Here is a 22,055-nt window from a genome sequence, read left to right as displayed (position 1 = left end):
AAAAAAAAGGAGAAACTCCCCCAAAGTTTCTCCCTTACTTACAATAAATATATCTGATCTAAAATTATTGTCTGATTGCTGTCTCCAACCCAATTTTTATCATGGTATGAAGAGTTGTTTGACGCTCTTCGGCACTTGTCTCCTCGCCGGTTAGGATATGATCGCTAACGGTAAGAATAGCCAACGCTTTCGCCTTGTTTCGGGCTGCGATTGTGTACAAAGCTGTTGCTTCCATTTCTACCGCTAAAACGCCGTAATCTGCCCAAATTTTGAATGGTTCAGGATTATTTTCTAAATCGTGGTAAAAAATATCGGACGTTAATGTACTGCCCACTTTAATATTTACGCCTTGTTCGGTGGCCGCCTTATGGGCATCGCTCAGCAAACCAAAATCGGCACATGGAGAATAATCCATGCCTTTAAATAAATTCTTATTGATGGCTGAGTCGGTACAGGATGTCATCGCCAAAATTACGTCGCGAACGTGCACATCTTCGTTAAATGATCCACAGGTTCCGATACGAATCAGGTTTTTCACACCATATTGCGTAATCAGCTCATGAGAATAAATTGAAATTGACGGTACGCCCATTCCCGTTCCCTGCACAGAAATGCGTTTGCCTTTATAAGTTCCTGTGAAACCCAGCATGTTTCTTACTTTGTTGTAACAAACCACATCTTCCAGGAAATTATCGGCTATGTATTTTGCCCGTAAAGGATCTCCAGGTAAAAGGATAGTTTCAGCAATATCGCCCATTTTGGCTTCATTGTGTGCACTCATGATATATTGATTTATAGATTTACAAATAAAGATAATGGATTTCCGGCAAGGATCACAAGAACCAAACACAGAAACAGCATTATATACTATTCAGTTTCGAAAAAATAATATGGATTACAAATTGGTTGGATGGTAGTTTGGCAAGTAATCGTGCTAAAATGTAGAATTATCCCAACTAAACTTTACGAATCACTTTTTACCTGCTGTCGGCAAAAATAATAATTTTATCGGACTTTGTCCTTTTTACGTTACACTTTTCTCCTTTATTTCTACAGAGACATTCTTTTACGAGCGAAGAAATCGCGAATTAAAGCAGCACTTTCCTGTTCCATAATACCTGAAACGACTTCTGTTCTTGGGTGCAGAGGATTGGGCGAAAAGCGGGAATATCCACGTTTATCATCTGCTGCGCCGTAAACAATTTTCGAAATTTGCGACCATGCCAAAGCGCCTGCACACATATTGCATGGTTCAAGCGTTACATATAAAGTACAATCAATTAAATACTTTCCGCCCAAAAAATTGGCTGCTGCAGTTATGGCCTGCATTTCGGCATGAGCGGTCACATCATTCAGTCGTTCAGTCAAATTATGCGATCGTGCAATGATTCGATTGCTGCACACAACAATAGCGCCCACTGGAATCTCGTCGGCCTCAAAAGCTTTATGAGCTTCCTGCATTGCCTGCTTCATAAAATATTCATCGGAAAATGGGGATATGATTGACTCTTCGTTCATTGTAGTAAAAATATAAGATGTAAGATTTTTGATCAAAAAAAGAAAGCTTAATTCAGAACTACTGCAGATACTTCATATTGTAATTATCCTCCAAAACAAAGCTTCATAAACTACTGTTTTCATACAATTCAAGACCTAATTTCATTTCTTATCGCTAAAATCTAACAATCTATTAATAAAAGCGTATTCAATTTCGCAAATTGTTAGTAATTTCGCAAAGTTAACAAAACCAGTAATAAAAAGAACGCTGTTGATATCAGAAAGCTTTTGACAATTAGTCGTTCGTTAGAGAATTTATTTTGTTTGACGGAAAATTGCTGGATTATTATCATGCATTGTTGCTTTTCACCTTAATCAAAAGTTTGAAAGCAACTAAACGACCCGAAATAAAGGGATCAGCTTAAAGCTTGTTAAATCATTAAATGGTATAAGATGTACAGGACTCATACTTGTGGAGAATTAAGAATTCAGAATGTAAACGATACGGTAACACTTAGCGGTTGGGTGCAAAAAGCACGTAATCTGGGAGGAATGACCTTTGTTGATCTTCGTGATCGATATGGCATAACTCAGTTTGTTTTCGATATGGAAAGCAATGCAGAACTATGCGAAAAGGCTAGAAAACTGGGCCGTGAGTTCGTTGTTGCAATTACTGGAAAAGTTGCTGAAAGACAAAGTAAAAACGACAAAATACCTACAGGAGCCGTTGAGATTATTGCTGACGATATAAATATTTTGAGCAAATCGGCAATCCCTCCTTTTACCATTGAAGACAATACAGATGGTGGTGATGAATTAAGAATGAAATATCGCTACCTCGATTTACGTCGTTCTTGTGTTCGCGAAAATTTAATTTTGCGTCACAAAATGGGTATCGAGGTTCGTAACTATTTGGATCAATTGAATTTTATTGAAACAGAAACTCCTGTATTGATAAAATCTACTCCAGAAGGTGCCCGTGACTTTATTGTTCCTTCGAGAATGAATCAGGGTGAGTTTTATGCTTTGCCGCAATCGCCCCAGGTATTCAAACAATTGTTGATGATTTCTGGTTTCGACCGTTACTATCAGATTGTAAAATGTTTCCGCGATGAAGATTTACGTGCCGACCGTCAACCTGAATTTACTCAGATTGATTGTGAAATGGCCTTTGTTGAGCAAGATGATATCTTGGATACTTTCGAAGGATTAACCAAGCATTTATTCAAGAAATTGAAAAATGTGGATATGAACTTCAAATTTCCAAGATTGGATTACGCTGATGCCATGGAATTTTATGGAAACGATAAGCCTGATATCCGTTTCGACATGAAGTTTGTTGACTTAAGCGTAATTGCGAAAGGAAGTGACTTTAAAGTTTTTGATGAAGCAGAATATATCGGAGCAATTTGTGCTACCGGATGTGCTACTTATACTCGTAAACAACTGGATGCGCTGACTGATTTTGTGAAAAAACCGCAAATTGGAGCCAAAGGATTGGTTTACCTGCGATACAATGAGGATGGTTCATATAAATCATCGGTTGATAAATTTTACGGAGAAGAGCAATTGCAGAAATGGGCGGAAGCTTGTAACGCAAAACCAGGCGATTTGATTTTGATTTTGGTGGGTGAAAAAGCGAAAACTTTACCTCAACTAAGCGAACTGCGTTTGGAAATGGGTAATCAGTTAGGCTTGCGCGATAAGAATGTTTACGCTCCGCTTTGGGTTGTTGATTTCCCTCTTTTAGAGTGGGATGAAGATTCAGAACGTTTCCACGCCATGCACCATCCATTTACTTCGCCTAAGAAAGAAGATTTGCATATGCTGGAAACTGATCCTGGTAAAGTTCGTGCCAATGCTTACGATTTGGTAATTAATGGTGTTGAAATTGGCGGCGGTTCTATTCGTATTCACGATACAGAACTTCAGGCTCGAATGTTCAAGCATCTTGGTTTTACCGATGAAGAAGCACAAGCTCAGTTTGGTTTCTTAATGAATGCATTTAAATATGGTGCGCCACCACACGGCGGAATCGCTTTTGGATTTGACCGCTTGGCATCTATGTTTGCAGGTATCGAATCAATCAGAGACGTTATTGCATTCCCTAAAAACAATTCGGGTCGTGATGTAATGATTGATTCTCCATCGCCGATTGCCGAAGCACAAATGATTGAATTGGGTCTTGACTACAGAAAGAAGTCTGAATAAAGATCTTTATAAAATAAGAATGAGCTCCGATCAAATAACCGGAGCTTTTTTTATGTCCTTTTTTACTGATAATATGGTTTTAAGTATGAAAAACAATATAATGTCACATTTCTCTTTTCACCCCTAAATCCCCTAAAGGGGACTTGTTTACTACATCCAAACAATAGTTCCGCAATCTGTCTGATTAGGAAAAATACAACAATAAATCATTCCTATTACTTAAAGAGAAAAAAGAATTAATTCACTAAATTCCATTGATATCCTCTCGTGATAAATCCCTTAATAAATAGCCTTTACAGCTTAGTTATTCGTCACAAAACCTATTCGCCGATCACAAGCAATAGTCATTAGTCCCTAATCTTAGATATGAATCCCAAACATTTGAAAAGTACCTGATTGGCGATGTATACTTGTATCGAAAACAAAATGATTTTAATCACGATACAAATGAAAAAGTCGATTTACCTGACAGGATTTTTACTGCTAAGTTTATTTAGCCTAAGTGCTCAGACACTGATTAGTGGAAAAGTACTCGATGAAAACAAACAAGCTTTAATTGGTGCCAATGTTTATATAAAAGGAACAGTTGAAGGAGCCTCAACAGATACTGAAGGTTTCTTCCAATTTGAAAGCACATCGAATGGCAAACAAGTTTTAGTGGTGAGTTGTCTGGGATATCAAACACATGAAAAGATGGATCTAATTACCAATTTAAAAGATCTGATTATTATCATGAAGCAGGAAGAACTTGGCCTAGATGAGATTGTAGTTACTGCAAGCACATTTAGTATTGGGAAAAGCCGTACGGTGAAAAAAATGAATGCTCTTGATGTGGTTTTGACAGGGAGTTCGAATGGTGACATTTACGGAGCCCTGCAAACTCTTCCGGGAACTCAAAAAGTAGGTGAAGATGGTAAACTTTATGTTCGCGGAGGAGAAACCCGGGAAAGTCAGACTTTTATTGATGGAATGCATGTTTTGTTTCCATATACCTCAACAGCGCAGAACACTCCTGTACGGTCGAGATTTTCTCCCTTCCTGTTCAAAGGTATCAACTTATCGTTAGGAGGATATGACTCTGAATATGGTCAGGCTTTGTCATCCGTTTTGCCTATGGAAACAAAAGATGTAGCCTCAAGTACAAAATTTGGCGTAAATGCATCGCCATTGAGCATTGGTGGTGGTGGTACTTATGCCTGGAAAAAGGCATCTGTTTCGGCCAATGTGAATTACACCAACAAGGGTCTTTACAGCAAAGTATTTCCAGATGACTATCAATGGAAAAAGGATTACAGATCATTAGCCGGTGAAGTGCAAATCAGATCACAATTAGGAAGGAACTCTGTTCATAAATTGTATTTAGGAGTTGACAGAACAGCTTTTATTAGAACCATAACTGATGATCTAAATAATTCCCCAACCCGAAATTTTGACTTAACCCGAGACAATTACTACATCAACTCCACTTTCGTAACCCGAACAAAGAACAATTATCATTTATTTTTTGGGACTGCTTACTCCTACGCATCAAACAAATATAAAAATACAAATTTGGTTGGTGATGCATTTACCGATCACGAAAGTGAACTTCATGCGAAAGCAAAAATTGAAAAAAGCATCTCTAAATTTTATAAACTACACGGAGGCTTAGAAGCTTATTTAAAAAACCACAGCCAAACTTATGAAGACAACTCGTCAGTCCTTTTGATGAATAATGATTTACAACGCAATTTATATGCAGGTTATATAGACAATCAGTTTAAATTGAAAAAATACTTGTACGCAAATGCTTCTGCAAGATTGGAGTATTCTGAACTGCTAAACAGTTGGAATTTAGCTCCCCGACTTTCATTGAACTACATCAATGATGGTTTTCAAGCATCTGCAATTGTTGGAAAATACTTTCAGGAACAGGAAGACGATGTGATGTTCTCAAAAAATAACATTGGAAGACAAGAATCCTGCATGCATTATATTTTAAGCGGTTCATACGAGCTCGGGGGAACCGTTTTAAAAGTGGAATTGTACAAAAAAAGATACGAAGGATTGGGCTTGTTACAAAATGATGTCTATTCCTCATCGGGATATGGAAACAGCAAAGGAATAGACACTTATTTATCCGGGGAAAGCAGTTCTCTGCGAATGAAATACACTTTGGCCTACTCGTATAACGACTCAAAAAGATTATTTAATGAGTACACTATTGAATCGGCGCCTTTATTTTCAACAAAACACAACGCCAGCATCTCACTAAGGTATTCCATTCCTGCTTTAAAAGCTTATGTTGGCGTAAGCCATTCCTATGCCAGCGGAAGACCTTACAACAACCCAAACAAAGCAGGTTTTATCAATTCCAAAGCTCCTGAATACCATAGTCTGGATTGCAACATCACCTTTCTTTTAAGTAAAAATGTAATTCTATATTCCTCTGTCACGAATGTTTTAGGCAGGAAAAATGTATATGGATACACTTACTCGAACACTTCAAATGCAGAGGGGATTTACAATCGCAAACCAATAGTCAATTCAAGAAAACAATTCTATTACGTGGGCATTTTCATATCGCTAAAAAGCGATTCAGCCTATGATGTATCAAGCTTTTAACAATCATATCAATAAAAAATCAACAAAATAAATTCTAATAATTTAATACTTAAGAATATGAAAAAATTATGCGTAGTACTCGTTTTTATGGTAATGTTATTAAATCAGGCATTGTGCAAAAACCAAACTGCAACCAATGAAAATACAAAATCTGAGTTTCACCAAATTCTGGGAAGCAGTCTTTCCAAATTAAGTACGGCACAAAATGAAGCAGACCTTCTCTCTGTTGTGAATGAAATAAAAAGATTGGAAACCATATTTCCTGATGAATGGCTAACAACTTACTACATCGCCTTTCTCGATTTGAAAGCATCCTTCTCTGTACCAATCGAAAAACAAAAGGTGCTGCTAAAAGAGGCATTGCTTACAATTGAAAGTTTAAAACAAAACAAATCGGCCAACTTATCGGAAGTTTACACCTTGGAAGGCTACTACTACCTGGCATTAATTGCTCAAAACCCGGCTCAAAACGGGCAGATTTATTACAAAGAAGTAATTTCGGCTTACAGCAAAGCAATTGCTTACAACGGAGAAAATCCACGACCCGTTCTATTATTGACTTTGTTCAAAAACAAAATGGCTCAATTTACGGGTGCCGATCAATCTTCTTTTTGTGAGGATTTAAAAAAAATAGAATTGATGTTTTCAGCCTTTACGCCAAAAACCAAATTGGATCCTAATTGGGGAGAACAACAATTGAAAACGGCTCAGCAAAATTGTACAAGCCAGGAGTAATTTAAACTGATTCGTTCAAACTTAAAGATTGGATGATGGATTCATCATCCAAATCTCTAGTATATTATTTTTTGAAATTCAGGAACATATTTTCTCGAAACGGGTATTGTCTGCTCGTAATTTTTCAAGTGAATTTTATATCCATTCGAATTTCCTTTTGCAGTCTTTATTTGGTTTAAGTTGATTAAAAAAGAGCGATGACATTGGAAAACAGCATCATTATTTACTTGCTTTTCAATATTGGTAAGAGTGTTCCGAATGCTGGTTGTTTTCACCAATCCATCCTCTAAATAATAAATATGAACGTGGTTCTTAATTGCTTCTAAAAAAAGAAAATTATTTATCCCAATTGTAAAATCCGGCTCTGTTTTGTTTGTGTTTTCAAAAGTGACTGCACTATTCTGCATAGCTTCGGAGCTACGTCCCTCTTGAATGATCTTGTTCAAATTGTATTTAAGAGTGCTATTGTAACGAATTAAAACGATTCCGGTAATTGGAAAAATACCAATTGCACTTGTTAACGATAATGTGTAAATAAAAGACGATACACCTACCTGAAAGCCATCAACAATTAATGATAAGTAATATAAGTTTGATGCTGAGATTAATATCAAGACAAAAAGTATGTATCCTATTTCTTTAAGGATAGTCCACTTTTTATTGAAAATTAGATGAAGTTGTTTTTTGGCCAAACTATTACTAAAAAGCAGACAGACTAATGTAATCAGCCCAAATCCTAGTGAAGCAATAATTTTATTCTTTTCATAACTATGAAATCCAAAAGGTTGAAAAATATACAGAATCGCACTTACTGCAATTCCTGTAAGAAAAAGGTGTTTTGTATTTAAAATAGAAAATGGATACTTTCTATTAATGATTTGCATCGGCTTAATGTCCATTATTTGTTTCGTATGCGAATTTGTTACCGGACATAAATATAAGAAAATTTACAGTTCCTTTTTCGAGCTAAGATTACAGACTCCCGTCATTCAATTCTCTATCACCTTAAAAAAAATAAGGCATTACAATACCATAATCAAAAGCAGTTAAGCTTTAGCTAAAAAGAGTTAAGGAAAGGTTAAAATGAGACGCAGATTATTTATGAAAGAAATGATAAACACAGATAATGAGAGACAAAAAAAGCTGTCCGAAAAATCGAACAGCTTCCACTATAGTATTTTAAATAAGCCAGAATAATTATGAAGATTGGCTGAGTTTCGCAACTCATAACTCTTAATCATTTAGTCCAGTTTTAGTACAGCAAGGAAAGCTTTTTGCGGAACTTCCACATTACCAATCTGTTTCATCTTTTTCTTTCCCTTCTTTTGCTTCTCCAAAAGCTTGCGCTTACGTGTAATATCACCACCATAACATTTTGCAGTAACATCTTTACGAACAGCTTTTACCGTTTCGCGGGAAATAATTTTGGCTCCGATGGCTCCCTGAATGGCAATATCAAATTGCTGGCGGGGAATTAATTCCTTCAATTTCTCACACATGCGCCGGCCAAACGACTGGGCATTATCGAAGTGAATTAAAGTAGACAAAGCATCCACTCCTTCACCATTCAAAAGAATATCCAACTTCACCAATTTGGCTGGCCGGACACCAATCAGAAAATAATCGAAAGAAGCATATCCTTTCGAAATACTTTTTAATTTATCGTAAAAATCGAACACAATCTCTCCCAACGGCATTTCGTAGGTCAACTCTACTCTATCACTGGTCAGGTATTGCTGATTGGTCATTATTCCCCGTTTACTCATGCAAAGATTCATAATAGACCCGGTATATTCCGACTTGGTAATAATTTGTGCTCTGATAAATGGCTCCTCGATAAAATCCAATGAATTGGGATCCGGCATGTCCGACGGATTGTGCATTTCGAATTTATCGCCTTTCTTGGTATGAGCAATATACGAAACGTTGGGAACCGTAGTAATTACGTTCATATCGAATTCACGATCCAAACGCTCCTGAATAATTTCCATGTGCAGCATACCCAAAAATCCGCAACGGAAACCAAAACCAAGCGCCATTGATGATTCCGGCTCAAAAGTAAGAGAAGCATCATTCAGCCTTAATTTTTCCATCGATGCACGTAAATCTTCGTAATCCTCTGAATCGATAGGATAAACCCCGGCAAATACCATTGGTTTTACTTCGGCAAAACCATCGATACCCTCTTTACATGGATTTTCTTTGTGTGTTATGGTATCTCCAACTTTTACTTCGGTTGAAGTTTTAATTCCCGAAATAATATAACCAACATCACCTGTTTTAAGAGATGCTCTTGGCTCTTGGGTTAATCGCAGAACACCAATCTCATCAGCCTGGTATTCTTTTTTTGTATTTACAAATTTAACGGTGTCGCCTTTCTTTATTTCCCCGTTCATCACACGGATATAGGCAACAATTCCCCGAAACGAATTGAATTCCGAATCGAAAATAAGAGCCTGCAAAGGAGCTTCAGGATCGCCGGTAGGTGCAGGCACCCGTGCTACAATTGCCTCCAGTATTTCAGGTACTCCCTCGCCGGTTTTTCCACTTGCCGAAAGAATATCATCCACATCGCAGCCTAACAAATCCACAATCTGATCTTTTACATCCTCGGGATTTGCATTGGGTAAATCTATTTTATTTAAAATCGGAATGATCTCCAAATCGTTCTCAATGGCCAGATACAAATTGGAAATGGTTTGCGCCTGAATTCCCTGAGTTGCATCAACAATCAGCAATGCACCTTCGCAGGCTGCTATCGACCGTGAAACTTCATAAGAAAAATCAACGTGACCAGGAGTGTCAATTAAATTCAATACGTACTTCTCACCATTCAACTCATAATCCATCTGTATGGCATGACTCTTAATGGTAATTCCACGTTCGCGTTCTAAATCCATATCATCCAATACCTGAGCTTGTTTCTCACGATCGGTAATGGTGTGGGTCACGTCCAGCAAGCGGTCGGCCAGGGTACTTTTCCCATGGTCGATATGGGCTATGATACAAAAATTACGTATGTTCTTCATCTTATCAATAACGAATTAAGAATTATAAATTACGAATTGTCAATTACAAATTACGAACGTTTTTTATCTATTCGTAGTTGGCAATTATTAAATCCCTAACTGAATCCGCAAAGATATTCAAATCCTTGGAATAATAAGAATTTGGTTTGACTGAATAATCATCAACAAATCAATCGATCTCTAACCATCCCACGTCAACCAAAACTCACTAAATATAGCCCTTTCATATACTTCCATTTTTAGATATTGTAAATAAGCAAAAAACATTTCGTTTCAGGTAGGGTATTTTTTTCATTTATCGGTTCACAAGTAAGCGAGCTCATAAAACTTAAATGTAAAATCATAAAAAAATTAGAATCATGAAAAAGTTTTCTTTTTTACTAGTAGTAAGTTTAGCAGTTGTATTTTTCTCTTGTGATAAGAGCGAAGATGTGATTGATTTATTAAACGAAGATCAGGTTGAATTGAACAACACGATCAAGACAGTAGTTACTTCGGAAGAGGCAACTGAAAATGTTATGGAATCGGTAGATTATGAAACTGATTTATTCTCATTTGCCCAAGAATCATTTGATGAAGCTACCACTTCTACAAAATGCGCTATTGCAGACCGTTACTGTCAATTCTTCCAACTTTGGAATCGATACAAAACCGATCAATTGCCTGATGTATCAATTGAATTTGGTGAAGTTAGTCGTTTCCCAATGACAATTACCATTAATTATGGCGATTCTACTGTTCTTAACAACGATCGTGTTATTAGTGGTACTATTGTTATTGTGCTAACCGCTGCTCCATGCACTGACGGTGCCGTTCGTGAAATCACCTTAGACTTGGTAATTGATGGTATTGCTATCAACGGCTGGAAACGAATTGAGTACACCGGCGAACAAGGAGTATCAAAAATGTTTGCCTATACCAGTGAATTAACATTCACATTCCCTGATGAAACGACTCTTTTCCGTTCAGAAAACAGAACCAAGGAATGGGTATCAGGATTGGATACAAAATGGGATGTAAGCGATGATAAAATTGAAATCAGAGGTTCAATTACTTGCGTGGATTCGGAGCAAAATGAATATTCAAAAACAATTGATGAAGAAAATCCTTTGGTTCGAATTGGAACCTGCCGGGTAATTGTTAGTGGTTTGGTCATCTTTACCCAAAATCAGGTTGAATTTGCAAGACTTGATTATGGTGACGGAGAATGCGATAACATCGCAACTTACTCATATACCAATGATGCCGGTGAAACAGTAACAGAAGAAATTGAAATTGGCAAACACCTAAGACTTAGGGATAAATAGTAAATTTAAATCAACAAAACTGGTGCAGAGCATTGCTTTCATACTCTGCACCAAATTCACTGAAAAAGCTTATTTTTACCTTAAACCAATCCCCGAGCCTTGACACAGGAAGAATTTAAACTCTTATTTGACAACCATTTCGATTCAATCCGGAACTACATTTACTACCGTTCCCGGGATGAAGAACTGGCCACTGATATTGCGCAAGATAGTTTCATGAAATTGTGGGAGAAAAATCTAGAATTCGATGAGAAACCTTTACGATCATTACTTTACAAAATTGCAGGCGATCTTTTCATCAGTAAATACAGAAGAGAAAAAGTAGCCCAAAAATACCTTGTAAAGTTAGAACCTGCTATTGACAATCACTCACCTGAAGATCAACTGGCATATCAGGAACTTACAACAAAATATGAAACAGCACTGGATGAACTCTCGGAAAAACAACGAACTGTTTTTTTAATGAGCAGAATGGAAGGTTTAAAATATCAGGAAATTGCCGATCGATTAGAATTAAGCGTTAAAGCTGTTGAAAAAAGAATGTCATACGCACTTTCGTATTTAAGAAATGCATTAGGAAGATAAATGAAAAACGACAACCAACATAACGAACTCAAGCCGGACATGGATTTTATCAATTCACTTCCGAAAATCGAAGTCACTTATTCAAAATCCAAAGAGGATGTTTGGAAAGAGCTTTCGAAGAAAATCTCTGCTCCGGTTACTCCTGCTAAGGTGATAAAAATGCAGTGGATGAAATATGCCGTTGCTGCTTGTATTTTAATCCTCTTGGGATTCACCGGTTTCATTAATCTTTACACAAAAACAATTCATTGTCCCAAAGGAGAGCACTTAAGTGTAAATCTCCCCGATCAATCAATAGTAGATTTAAACGCTAACTCAAGCATATCCTACAAACCCTACTGGTGGAAATTTTCGAGAAAAGTGAAATTTGAAGGCGAAGCATTCTTTACAATTACAAAAGGAAGCAAATTCGAAATTGCCTCTAACTATGGGAAAACTTATATCTTAGGCACAAGTTTTAATATATATGCCCGCGGAAATCAATACAAAGTAACCTGTTACACCGGAAAAGTTAAAGTCGTTTCGACTCTTACATCCGACAAAATTCTTTTACTGCCAAACGACCACGCCTTCGTTACCAAGAATGGCAAAATAGAGCTTCAGAAATGTAAAAACACCGAGGATAAAATATCATGGCGCAACAATTTATTCCTATTTACTAAAACCCCATTGCAATTGGTTTTCGAAGAAATAGAATTACAGTATGATATTAAAATTGTAGAAAAGGGGAAATTTGATTTAATTTATACCGGGAAGTTTGGCAAAGAAAAATCTGTAGAAACGGCACTTCATAATGTATGCATGCCTCTTGGATTAAAATTTGTAAAAGGACCCAACAACAATTACATCATAACCTCTAATGCCCAATAAGTGAAACGAATCATCATCTTTCTATTATTAGGATTGGTTTTTTCAAATATTTCTGCTCAAAAAATTACAGTTACTGCCAACAAAAAAGCTTTGAGCGAGGTATTGATTGATCTAAGGGATCAATATGATTTTCAACTTTCCTTTAACAATGATTTACTTTCCACGTATATCGTAAATCTCGATAAATCGTTTTCTTCGAAAGATAAAACAATAGACTTTCTGTTGCGAAAACTTCCTCTTAATTACCAAAAATCAAATGAAGTATACTTGATTTTTCCGGAAGAGAAAATTACTCAATATCGAATTTTCGGTCAAATTCTAGACAAGGAAAGCCTTGAGCCACTTCCTTTCTCTCACCTAACCATTAACGATTCGCCAATGGCTACAGATGAGCGGGGAAATTTTTCATTTACATCTGAATTAGACAGTACTTTTCGAATTTTAGCTTCCCATTTGGGATACTTTATTCACGATACTCTTGTGGATCAGGGACCAAACCAAAATATTCTGCTAAGTGCAGCCAGCACCGACTTACCTGAAATAACCGTTACCGATAAAATTGTTCAGACATTTATTAAAATGGGCAATCAAGCAGGAAATTTAAAATTAAATCATAAAATCGCGGGCTTTTTACCTACCAATAACGACAATTCTGTGTTTGAATTGCTTCGGTTACAACCAGGTATTCTTGCTGCAGGCGAACAAAAAAATGACCTGATTATTTGGGGATCTTACGAAGGTGAAAGTCAGGTACTATTTGATAACATCACCCTTTGGGGACTAAAAAATGTTTATGAAGATATTGGTGCAGTGAATCCTTTGGTCGTAAAAAATATTGAAGTTTTAAAAGGTGGTTTTGATGCCCGTTACGGCGATCGGGTTGGAGGAATTGTGCACATTACAGGCAAAAATGGCAGTCGGCTTAAGCCCACTTTAAATCTAACCTTAAATAATATTACGGCAAGTGGCTCCTACGAGCAGCCTATTGGTAAACGCTCCTCTCTGCTATTGGCTTTCCGGCAAACCTATTACAATCTATTTAAAGATGAACAGATAAAGTATGCTTCATCGAACGCAGATCTTCAGGGACAAGGCTTAGGGCAATCTTTAATTCAGGGAAATGATGCCTCCTCTGCTGTTGATTTAGATGTAGCTCCTGATTATAAATTTCATGATCTCAATTTTAAATTTACAAGCAATTGGGAAAACGGAGATAATTTCTCGCTTAGCTTAATGACCGGGCAAGATCGCTACTCATACGATATTACAACAGAATCGTATACAAATGCGAAAAAACACAAATTCGAGGGCAATGATCAATTTGGTGGTTCTGTTAACTACGGAAAAGTATGGAGAAATGGCAACACCAGCTCGCTATCCGTTTCCCGATCTGAATTAAACACCAAAACCAGCGATGTGGTGTCTATCTCGAGAATTCGTACCGACGAAGAGTTTTTCAGAAGAGATGACAAATCAAAAAACAGCATTTTAGAATACAGAGCGACACTTAAAAATTCATTTATTTTTGCGGAAGATCAGAATTTCGAGACTGGAATTAATTACATCAACAATGAAGTTAATTTAAAGGAAGACTCACTAGACATCAATATCCTGCACATAAAATCCAAAGCAGACCGGATTGGCTGCTATTTTCAAAACAATCTGAATATTAGCAGCGGTGTTTCCATAAAAGCAGGGTTTCTGGCCAATTATCCAATCAATCTGAAAAAAGTTTATTGGGAGCCCCGAATCTCTCTTAGTCTAAAACTTTCCGAGAGAGTTGCGATCAATGGAGCCTGGGGTTTGTACAAACAATTCATTACAAAAAGTTCTGTCGTAAGTGAAACCGGAGATTTCCGTTACATTTGGGTCGGTGCCAATGAAAAAGACATTCCCGTGTTGGAATCAGTTCATCATGTTGCCGGAGGATCTTACAACAACAATGGATTTACATTTAGCGTTGAGGGATATTATAAAAAAACAGACGGACATACACGATATTACAAATACCGGCAAGAAGGCAATATATCTTTGGGTAAAAGCAAAAGTTACGGGTTGGATATTTTTGCCAAAAAGGATCTGGGCGATCATACCTTATGGATCTCTTACACCTTAAGCAAAACTCTCGAAAATTTCGATTATTTTAATACCAATGAATATCGCAGAGCACTGCATGATCAGCGCCATGAAATAAAAACAGCAGGCTTACTGGCTTTAAAACCATTTTACATTTCAGCAAATTATATTTACGGATCAGGCTTTCCTATTTATTCAAGCCGAAACAAAATTGTTGCAGAACCAGATTACACCAGACTTGATGCCGCTCTTATCTACAAGTTCTATCCTAAAAAGACAAAATGCGAACTTGGAGTTTTGTTCCATAATATTCTAGACCGCAACAATATCACCTACGAATCGTACGAGAAAATACCATTGGATCAGATCAATTCGATCAGTATCTATACAGAAACAGTACCTACTTCAATACGTCTGTATTTTAAAATCACAATTTAAATGGTAGTTGATTACTCAAAACATTCCATAAAAAAAACCGGACAAGAAGAATCTTGCCGGTTATCACAACTAATATTAAAACATAATCAAAAAGATGGTCTAAATAATAACAAGAAGAATCTAAGAGATCCGATTAAGCATGGAATGTTTCTCAAAAAAGTATAATCACACCTAACTTACTTTTAAACTACTAATTCTAACGGATTGGATCATTCGTAAATATTTACTAACAAGCCAAAAAGAAATCGTTCATTTCCTCACAGAACCATCACAACTTAGTATTCTTCATGTTTGGTTAATAGTTAGATCATTAATAACACAAGGGGGATAGTGTTACCAACTCTCTAAAAAATTGCAATTGAATTAACAACTACAAATGGTTTTCAAAGTACGTTGTCACCAGAAATTTCCTCAAAACTACTCTTTAAAGCAGCCATACGTTTCTGATGAATCGGAGCTTTCGTTGTATTTGTAACAACAGAATTTAGTTTGCCTGATAATTCATTTCTAAATGCCTCCAATTCTTCAACCGAAACCACTTCTTTAATGGATTCCACCAATTTGGTTAAATTCATTACACAAGCAAATTTATCAACAATCACATTTCCAATTTCAATAGCCTGATTTCGGCTGATATTTTTGTTAATTTGATCGACTCCAATACATTCAAGAGCTTGATTTAATCCGATAACTGTTTCTAGTTTCTCGGATTTTGTTAATTTTGATAACAGATTTGTTGTATTCATATTCCGTTTCAAGATTATTTAATTGAATCATTCTCCTGATTTGATGATTCAAATGTAGCTCATGAATTGAGATTACGAAAATCGTTTTTTAATGCAAACTACGAAGTTCAAGCAAAATGAATATTGAAAATTACACTGTCTACCAAACAGTTAACTTACACATCTTTTACAATGCCTAAACAACAAATAGACCCTCTGTTTCAATTAATTAAATCGATTTCGAAATCGGAGAAACGAAATTTTAAATTATATGCCAATAGAATTAGCAGCGAAAAGGAGACCAAATTTTTGCAGCTTTTCGATGTTTTGGATAAAATGGATGACTACAATGAGACCATCATTTTAAAAAAAGCAAAAGAAATAAAACAATCTCAGCTTCCTAATTTAAAGGCACACTTATACAAACAACTTCTTACAAGCCTGCGATTAACGCAGATTAATCATGATATCAGCATCAGTATTCGTGAACAGATTGATCATGCAAAAGTTTTATACAATAAAGGCTTGTATCAGCAAAGCTTAAGGATACTAGACAAAACAAAAGCCTTGGCTCGAAAAAACAAGAAAAATATTCTGGTATTTGAAATTATACAATTCGAAAAGTTAATAGAATCGCAATACGTTACTAAAAGTATTGAAAACAGAGCCGAAGAAATTACACGCGAAGCAACCGAAATCAGTAAAATTATGGATGGGGTTGTATTCTTTTCGAACATGTCGATCCGACTGTATGGCTTATACCTTAAAGTAGGATATGTGCGAAACGAGAAAGATTTGTTGATGGTGAAAGAATTTTTCAACACCAATCTGCATCCTTATGATATACCCTCCTTAAGTTTCTTTGAAAAATTGTACCTGTACCAATCCTACGTATGGTATTACTTAATCGTTCAGGATTTCTTAATGTGCTACAAATATGCTCAAAAATGGGTTGACCTCTTTCAAAGCAACCCGGAAATGATTCACATCCATACCGATTTGTATTTGAAAGGACTTAACAACGTTTTGGTAGCTCTCTTCTATACAAATCATGTAACTACATTTAAAAAGAACTTGCGTTTATTGAGAAAACTGGAGAATGAAGAACAATTCCAGCACAATTCAAATTTAAACATACTCTTACAAATGTTTCTGTATACTCATCGTATCAACAGGCATTTTATGGATGGGACTTTTAATAAAGGGATACATTTAATTCCAAAAATTGAAAGTTTTCTTGAAGAGAATAAATTTGGAATGGACAATCACCGCGCCTTGGTTTTCTACTATAAAATTGCTTGTTTGTATTTCGGCAATGGACAATACAAAGAGGCAATTAAATATTTAAATCGAATTTCAGATGTAAAGGATACTACGCTTCGTGGCGATATTCATTGTTTTGGCAGAATTTTAAATCTGATTAGCCACTACGAACTGGAAAATACAGAACTATTAGAATATCAGATACGATCGACCTATCGTTTTCTGGCTAAAATGGAAGATTTACAGGAAGTGCAGAAATACATCCTTCGTTTCCTAAGAAAACTAAGCTCAATAAGTCCTGATCAATTGAAGGATGAATTGAAAAAATCGAGAATTGATTTGCAAAAATGGGTTAATGATCCTTTCGAGAAAAGAGCATTTTTATATTTGGATATCATTTCGTGGCTGGATTCAAAAATTGAGAACCGGCCTGTACAGGAAATAATTATGGAAAAAATAGAAAAAAACAAGAGATAATAGAAAAGGGGGATCATTCGATCCCCTTTTTTTATTGCTGATAAGCAGACAAATCCTTTTCAAAAAAGTCTGCCGGATTTACAAGTTTTCCATCCTTTTTAAGCTCAAAATGCAAATGAGGGCCAGTTGTTAAACCTGATGTTCCAATTGTTCCAACAAGATCTCCTTTTGATATCTTCTGGCCTTCTTTTACAGAATAGGAATCCATCTGAGAATACAAACTGGAAAACCCATTCTGATGATCTACAATTACAAAACGACCATATCCTTTTCCTTGTACAAATTGGTTGTTCACCTTAGTAACAATCCCATCCGAAACGGAAAGAACTGATGTTCCTTTTGGCGCGGCAATATCCATTCCATTATGAAATCCTTTCTTTTTGGTAATCGGATGAATTCGTTCTCCGTAACCGGAAGAAATGTAAATTTGATCGCCTGGTTTTAATGGAAATGCAAGCAATTCCAGCGGATAAAAATTATCAAAATTCCCCTCTGACAATCGTGGGATTGATTCTGAAAAGCTAAAACTTAATAAACTGATTAAAACCACTGGGATTACCAAAATAATTTTAAGATGTGCTAATTTAGATGTATCTATTTTTTTGATCATTTTAATTCTTTTTAAAGTTAACGATGAATTAAAGGAACTGGTTAAAGCAAACATCATTTGACGTTCTACATTTCTTAGTAGTAAGGTTTGATAATACACCTTGTCAATTCCTTCATTAAAACATTCCCGATCGGCCAGGTATTCATGCATTTCGATCAATGATCGATTTATTAAATAAATGAAAGGATTAAACCATAAAACCATTTTCACTAACTCAACAAACAATAGGTCGAGAGAATGAAATTGTCTGGCATGTATGGATTCGTGTAAAAGAACATGTTCTTGTTCCGATTCGGTAAGTATTTGTTGATTCAAAAATATGTACCCAAAGAAAGAATACGGCGAAGAATTTTCGTTTACCGATACAATTTTTAAACCATTATAAATTCTTATTTCATTGGCTTTTATTAATTTAAAGAGATGAAATACATGTTTAGCAATCCGAAAAAAAGAAACAGAAACTCCTAAAAAATACAAAATCCATACAACTGAAATCATAGAAAATAAAGGTGTTCCTGGCTCCAATTCATTTGATTGCAAAATCTCTGTTTGAAATGACTGCTCAAATTCCCACACAAATTTGTTTGCTGCAGAAAAATTTTCAGTCTGTATCGAGAAACTTAACAGAGGAATAATCAACGAAAGAAATGTGACAAACAGAAGGTAGTACCTGTTTCTGGCAGCAAAAGTATCTCCGGACAAAAATAATTTGTACATGAAATAAAATCCAGCCAAACAAATACTGGATTCCAGCAAATAAATTCCAAACTCAGCCATTTTTCTTCTTATTATGAATTTGTTCCTCAATTAGAGCTCTCATTTCCTCCAATTCCGAAAGTGATAAATCCTGTTCGCGAGTAAAAAAGGAAGTAAATCCTCCAACCGAATCGTTAAAGAAACTCTTCATTACTCCTTTCATAAACGCACGAGTGTAAGCTCTTTTAGAGATTAATGGATAGTACTGATTTACTTTCCCATAAGTTGTAAAACCGATTATTCCCTTTTTTACCAAAACCCGAACCACAGTTGATATTGTTGTATATGCCGGTCTTGGATTTGGAAATTCCTCAATAATATCTTTAAGAAAAGCTTTTTCCAGCTTCCATAAATATTGCATGACTTGTTCTTCCGCCTTTGTTAATTCTTTCATGGTGCTAATGTATGACTATTTTTATAGTTGTGCAACTATTTAAATAGTCACAGCGAAAAAAAATGCAATTCAGAATACGTGTATCCCATCATGAAACTGTCATATACATAAAGAATTCTATTTAGTATACACAAAAATATATATCATGAAAAGCCTGCTAACAGTATGTATTTCTATTCTTTTAGGTGGATGTGCAAGTTCATATGTATCTTTTCAAAACATTGAAAAACCAAAGAAACAATATCACAAAATATTTGTAATTACGATTTTTAATGAAATAAATGTTAAAACATTAAATGAAGAAACTTACGATAAATATTTCAGGGATAATATTAATGATCTGAAATCGATGGATAGCAGAAGACTTCTGGAGAATGTTCTTAGAAATGAAATATCCAATCCAAGAACTCCAATCACATCATCAAAAGACAAATTCAAAATAAATATTGATATTAATTACAATGATTTTATTTCAACTTTACGCAAATCTGATACTGAAGCGATTCTTCTTATCAATGAAACAGATTACTATTATGAGGTAAGCGAAAGAATTAGTAAGTGTGGAGAAATTAAAAAATCAGAAAGTCCGAAAGCTGTATTTCAAGCCTACTTAATAGATATAAATAGTATGCAACCTTTTTGGGTTGGTAAAATTTATTCTTCGGGCACGCAATGGGATGATGCCGGTACAATCTACAGGAGTATGAGCAGAAGGCTAAATAAACAACTAATCAAAGAAAAAATTCTATTGCCTCCTTTATTGATACGTAAGTAAAGAAAATAAAAAAGGCGGCCAAACAGCCGCCTTCTATATTCCAGATGAAGAATTATTACATCATACCAGGCATTCCTCCGCCCATTCCGCCACCCATTGGCATAGCAGGAGCTTCTTCCTTTATTTCAATCAAAACACATTCTGTAGTTAAGAACATACCAGCTATTGAAGCCGCATTTTCAAGAGCTACACGAGATACTTTAGCAGGATCAATAACACCGGTTTCAAATAGATTCTGATATTCTCCAATCCGTGCATTGTAACCAAAGTCCCCTTTACCAGCTCTCACCTTATCAACCACAACTGCACCTTCGCCGCCAGCATTGGCAACAATCTGACGCAATGGCTCTTCGATAGCACGCTTTATGATCTCGATACCGGTTGTTTCGTCCTCATTCTCGCCTTTAAGGTTTTCCAGAGCCGCAATTGCACGAATATACGCTACACCACCTCCAGGAACAATTCCTTCTTCAACAGCCGCACGAGTAGCACTCAATGCATCGTCAACACGATCTTTTTTCTCTTTCATTTCAACTTCAGAAGCAGCTCCAACATAAAGTACAGCAACTCCACCAGCTAATTTCGCTAATCTTTCCTGAAGTTTTTCTTTATCGTAATCAGAAGATGAATTCTCGATTAAAGTTTTGATTTGAGAAACACGTGCAACAATACCATCTTTTTCTCCACTTCCATTTACAATCGTTGTATTTTCTTTATCAATGGTAATTTTTTCCGATTGACCAAGCATCTCTAAAGTTGCCTGCTCCAATTTCATTCCCTTTTCTTCAGAAATAACAACCCCACCTGTAAGAATAGCAATATCTTCCAACATTTCTTTTCTTCTGTCACCAAAACCGGGAGCCTTAACAGCAGCAACTTTTAATGAACCTCTTAAACGATTCACAACCAAAGTGGCCAATGCTTCGCCTTCTACATCTTCTGCTATAATCATTAACGGACGACCTGATTGAGCAACTGGTTCAAGAACCGGCATTAACTCTTTCATTGTAGAAATTTTCTTATCATACAATAAAATATATGGGTTCTCTAAATCAGCCTCCATTTTTTCAGGATCAGTAATGAAATACGGAGAGATGTATCCTCTGTCAAATTGCATTCCTTCAACCACTTTCACGTAAGTTTCGGTTCCTTTTGCTTCTTCAACAGTAATTACACCTTCTTTTTTCACTTTCTCCATTGCTTCAGCAATCAGTGCACCAATAGTCTCATCATTATTTGCAGAGATTTTAGCAACCTGCTTGATTTTCTCGAAGTTATCTCCTACTTCCTGAGCCTGCTCTTTAATGTTATCAACAACTGCAGCAACGGCAATATCGATACCACGTTTTAAATCCATAGGATTCGCACCGGCTGTTACATTTTTCAATCCAACATTTACGATAGATTGCGCCAACACAGTTGCTGTTGTAGTTCCATCACCAGCATCATCACCAGTTTTTGAAGCTACTTCTTTAACCATCTGAGCACCCATATTCGCTCCTGGATCAGCCAATTCGATCTCCTTTGCAACTGTAACACCATCTTTAGTAATCTGAGGTGCACCAAACTTGCGATCAATCACAACATTTCTACCCTTAGGTCCCAAAGTTACTTTTACTGCATTTGCCAACTCATCAACACCTTTTTTTAAAAGATCGCGGGCTTCTATATTAAATTTTATTTCTTTAGCCATTTCTTACTTA

17 protein-coding genes are annotated in these 22,055 nt (G+C 36.0%); 9 read left to right on the top strand and 8 right to left on the bottom strand.

From position 1 onward, the window contains the following. Nucleotides 1-64 precede the first annotated feature (64 nt). Nucleotides 65-781, bottom strand: a complete 717-nt coding sequence (gene deoD, locus ACKU4N_RS02895) for a purine-nucleoside phosphorylase (protein ID WP_101309457.1) — start codon at nucleotides 779-781, stop codon at nucleotides 65-67. 269 nt (nucleotides 782-1,050) lie between these two features. After that, nucleotides 1,051-1,518: a nucleoside deaminase gene (locus ACKU4N_RS02890; protein WP_321320430.1), complete on the bottom strand. Its 468-nt coding sequence runs from the start codon at nucleotides 1,516-1,518 to the stop codon at nucleotides 1,051-1,053. Between the two features lie 432 nt (nucleotides 1,519-1,950). Here ACKU4N_RS02890 and aspS point away from each other — a divergent pair, with 432 nt between their 5' ends. From aspS to ACKU4N_RS02875, 3 genes are all read left to right on the top strand, one after another. Next, nucleotides 1,951-3,708 carry an aspartate--tRNA ligase gene (gene aspS / locus ACKU4N_RS02885; protein WP_321320429.1) on the top strand — a complete coding sequence of 586 codons (1,758 nt, stop codon included), beginning with the start codon at nucleotides 1,951-1,953 and terminating at the stop codon, nucleotides 3,706-3,708. Between the two features lie 447 nt (nucleotides 3,709-4,155). Continuing rightward, on the top strand, nucleotides 4,156-6,312 hold the full coding sequence (locus tag ACKU4N_RS02880; RefSeq protein WP_321320428.1) for a TonB-dependent receptor: 2,157 nt from the start codon (nucleotides 4,156-4,158) through the stop codon (nucleotides 6,310-6,312). Nucleotides 6,313-6,369: 57 nt separating this feature from the next. Then, nucleotides 6,370-7,047 (top strand): hypothetical protein, encoded by a 678-nt coding sequence (locus ACKU4N_RS02875; RefSeq protein ID WP_321320427.1) that lies wholly within the window; start codon nucleotides 6,370-6,372, stop codon nucleotides 7,045-7,047. Between the two features lie 56 nt (nucleotides 7,048-7,103). On the opposite strand, the gene ACKU4N_RS02870 is transcribed toward ACKU4N_RS02875, so the two are convergent. Next, nucleotides 7,104-7,946, bottom strand: a complete 843-nt coding sequence (locus tag ACKU4N_RS02870) for a LytR/AlgR family response regulator transcription factor (RefSeq protein WP_321320426.1) — start codon at nucleotides 7,944-7,946, stop codon at nucleotides 7,104-7,106. Nucleotides 7,947-8,288: 342 nt separating this feature from the next. After that, complete coding sequence (gene lepA / locus ACKU4N_RS02865; protein ID WP_321320425.1) at nucleotides 8,289-10,076, bottom strand: translation elongation factor 4; 1,788 nt, start codon at nucleotides 10,074-10,076, stop codon at nucleotides 8,289-8,291. Nucleotides 10,077-10,435: 359 nt separating this feature from the next. Here lepA and ACKU4N_RS02860 point away from each other — a divergent pair, with 359 nt between their 5' ends. The 4 genes from ACKU4N_RS02860 to ACKU4N_RS02845 all read left to right on the top strand — a co-directional run bounded on the left by ACKU4N_RS02860 (nucleotide 10,436) and on the right by ACKU4N_RS02845 (nucleotide 15,352). Then, complete coding sequence (locus ACKU4N_RS02860; RefSeq protein WP_321320424.1) at nucleotides 10,436-11,383, top strand: hypothetical protein; 948 nt, start codon at nucleotides 10,436-10,438, stop codon at nucleotides 11,381-11,383. A gap of 99 nt (nucleotides 11,384-11,482) precedes the next feature. Next, entirely contained in the window at nucleotides 11,483-11,968 is a 486-nt protein-coding gene (locus ACKU4N_RS02855) for a sigma-70 family RNA polymerase sigma factor (protein WP_321320423.1), read from the top strand. After that, a complete protein-coding gene (locus ACKU4N_RS02850; protein ID WP_321320422.1) occupies nucleotides 11,969-12,838 on the top strand; it encodes a FecR family protein in 870 nt (289 codons plus the stop codon). It abuts the gene before it with no gap. Continuing rightward, nucleotides 12,839-15,352, top strand: coding sequence for a TonB-dependent receptor (locus tag ACKU4N_RS02845; RefSeq protein ID WP_321320421.1), 2,514 nt, complete (start codon nucleotides 12,839-12,841; stop codon nucleotides 15,350-15,352). Nucleotides 15,353-15,735: 383 nt separating this feature from the next. Here the strand turns inward: ACKU4N_RS02845 and ACKU4N_RS02840 are convergent, their stop codons facing one another. Then, the gene (locus tag ACKU4N_RS02840) at nucleotides 15,736-16,098 is read right to left on the bottom strand and encodes a hypothetical protein (protein ID WP_321320420.1); all 363 of its coding nucleotides are present in this window, start codon (nucleotides 16,096-16,098) and stop codon (nucleotides 15,736-15,738) included. A gap of 171 nt (nucleotides 16,099-16,269) precedes the next feature. Here ACKU4N_RS02840 and ACKU4N_RS02835 point away from each other — a divergent pair, with 171 nt between their 5' ends. Continuing rightward, the gene (locus tag ACKU4N_RS02835; protein WP_321320419.1) at nucleotides 16,270-17,817 is read left to right on the top strand and encodes a hypothetical protein; all 1,548 of its coding nucleotides are present in this window, start codon (nucleotides 16,270-16,272) and stop codon (nucleotides 17,815-17,817) included. Nucleotides 17,818-17,848: 31 nt separating this feature from the next. Here the strand turns inward: ACKU4N_RS02835 and ACKU4N_RS02830 are convergent, their stop codons facing one another. Both ACKU4N_RS02830 and ACKU4N_RS02825 read right to left on the bottom strand, forming a co-directional pair. Beyond that, nucleotides 17,849-19,204, bottom strand: coding sequence for a peptidoglycan DD-metalloendopeptidase family protein (locus tag ACKU4N_RS02830; protein WP_321320418.1), 1,356 nt, complete (start codon nucleotides 19,202-19,204; stop codon nucleotides 17,849-17,851). Continuing rightward, nucleotides 19,197-19,577: a BlaI/MecI/CopY family transcriptional regulator gene (locus ACKU4N_RS02825; RefSeq protein WP_321320417.1), complete on the bottom strand. Its 381-nt coding sequence runs from the start codon at nucleotides 19,575-19,577 to the stop codon at nucleotides 19,197-19,199. Before ACKU4N_RS02825 ends, ACKU4N_RS02830 begins: the two co-directional genes overlap by 8 nt. Nucleotides 19,578-19,722: 145 nt before the next feature. Between ACKU4N_RS02825 and ACKU4N_RS02820 the strand changes: the two genes are divergently transcribed. After that, on the top strand, nucleotides 19,723-20,352 hold the full coding sequence (locus ACKU4N_RS02820) for a hypothetical protein (RefSeq protein ID WP_321320416.1): 630 nt from the start codon (nucleotides 19,723-19,725) through the stop codon (nucleotides 20,350-20,352). A gap of 55 nt (nucleotides 20,353-20,407) precedes the next feature. On the opposite strand, the gene groL is transcribed toward ACKU4N_RS02820, so the two are convergent. Further along, nucleotides 20,408-22,045 carry a chaperonin GroEL gene (gene groL, locus ACKU4N_RS02815; protein WP_321320415.1) on the bottom strand — a complete coding sequence of 546 codons (1,638 nt, stop codon included), beginning with the start codon at nucleotides 22,043-22,045 and terminating at the stop codon, nucleotides 20,408-20,410. Nucleotides 22,046-22,055 lie beyond the last annotated feature (10 nt).

The organism is Labilibaculum sp. (assembly GCF_963664555.1).
Lineage (GTDB): Bacteria > Bacteroidota > Bacteroidia > Bacteroidales > Marinifilaceae > Labilibaculum.
Note: the sequence above shows the minus strand (reverse complement) of the source record. Positions and strands in the feature narration are given on the sequence as shown.

Bases quoted from the DNA above. Each gene is read 5' to 3' on its own strand.
- deoD (WP_101309457.1), bottom strand. From the start codon at position 781: ATGAGTGCACACAATGAAGCCAAAATGGGCGATATTGCTGAAACTATC.
- ACKU4N_RS02890 (WP_321320430.1), bottom strand. From the start codon at position 1,518: ATGAACGAAGAGTCAATCATATCCCCATTTTCCGATGAATATTTTATG.
- aspS (WP_321320429.1), top strand. From the start codon at position 1,951: ATGTACAGGACTCATACTTGTGGAGAATTAAGAATTCAGAATGTAAAC.
- ACKU4N_RS02880 (WP_321320428.1), top strand. From the start codon at position 4,156: ATGAAAAAGTCGATTTACCTGACAGGATTTTTACTGCTAAGTTTATTT.
- ACKU4N_RS02875 (WP_321320427.1), top strand. From the start codon at position 6,370: ATGAAAAAATTATGCGTAGTACTCGTTTTTATGGTAATGTTATTAAAT.
- ACKU4N_RS02870 (WP_321320426.1), bottom strand. From the start codon at position 7,946: ATGGACATTAAGCCGATGCAAATCATTAATAGAAAGTATCCATTTTCT.
- lepA (WP_321320425.1), bottom strand. From the start codon at position 10,076: ATGAAGAACATACGTAATTTTTGTATCATAGCCCATATCGACCATGGG.
- ACKU4N_RS02860 (WP_321320424.1), top strand. From the start codon at position 10,436: ATGAAAAAGTTTTCTTTTTTACTAGTAGTAAGTTTAGCAGTTGTATTT.
- ACKU4N_RS02850 (WP_321320422.1), top strand. From the start codon at position 11,969: ATGAAAAACGACAACCAACATAACGAACTCAAGCCGGACATGGATTTT.
- ACKU4N_RS02840 (WP_321320420.1), bottom strand. From the start codon at position 16,098: ATGAATACAACAAATCTGTTATCAAAATTAACAAAATCCGAGAAACTA.
- ACKU4N_RS02835 (WP_321320419.1), top strand. From the start codon at position 16,270: ATGCCTAAACAACAAATAGACCCTCTGTTTCAATTAATTAAATCGATT.
- ACKU4N_RS02830 (WP_321320418.1), bottom strand. From the start codon at position 19,204: ATGGCTGAGTTTGGAATTTATTTGCTGGAATCCAGTATTTGTTTGGCT.
- ACKU4N_RS02825 (WP_321320417.1), bottom strand. From the start codon at position 19,577: ATGAAAGAATTAACAAAGGCGGAAGAACAAGTCATGCAATATTTATGG.
- ACKU4N_RS02820 (WP_321320416.1), top strand. From the start codon at position 19,723: ATGAAAAGCCTGCTAACAGTATGTATTTCTATTCTTTTAGGTGGATGT.
- groL (WP_321320415.1), bottom strand. From the start codon at position 22,045: ATGGCTAAAGAAATAAAATTTAATATAGAAGCCCGCGATCTTTTAAAA.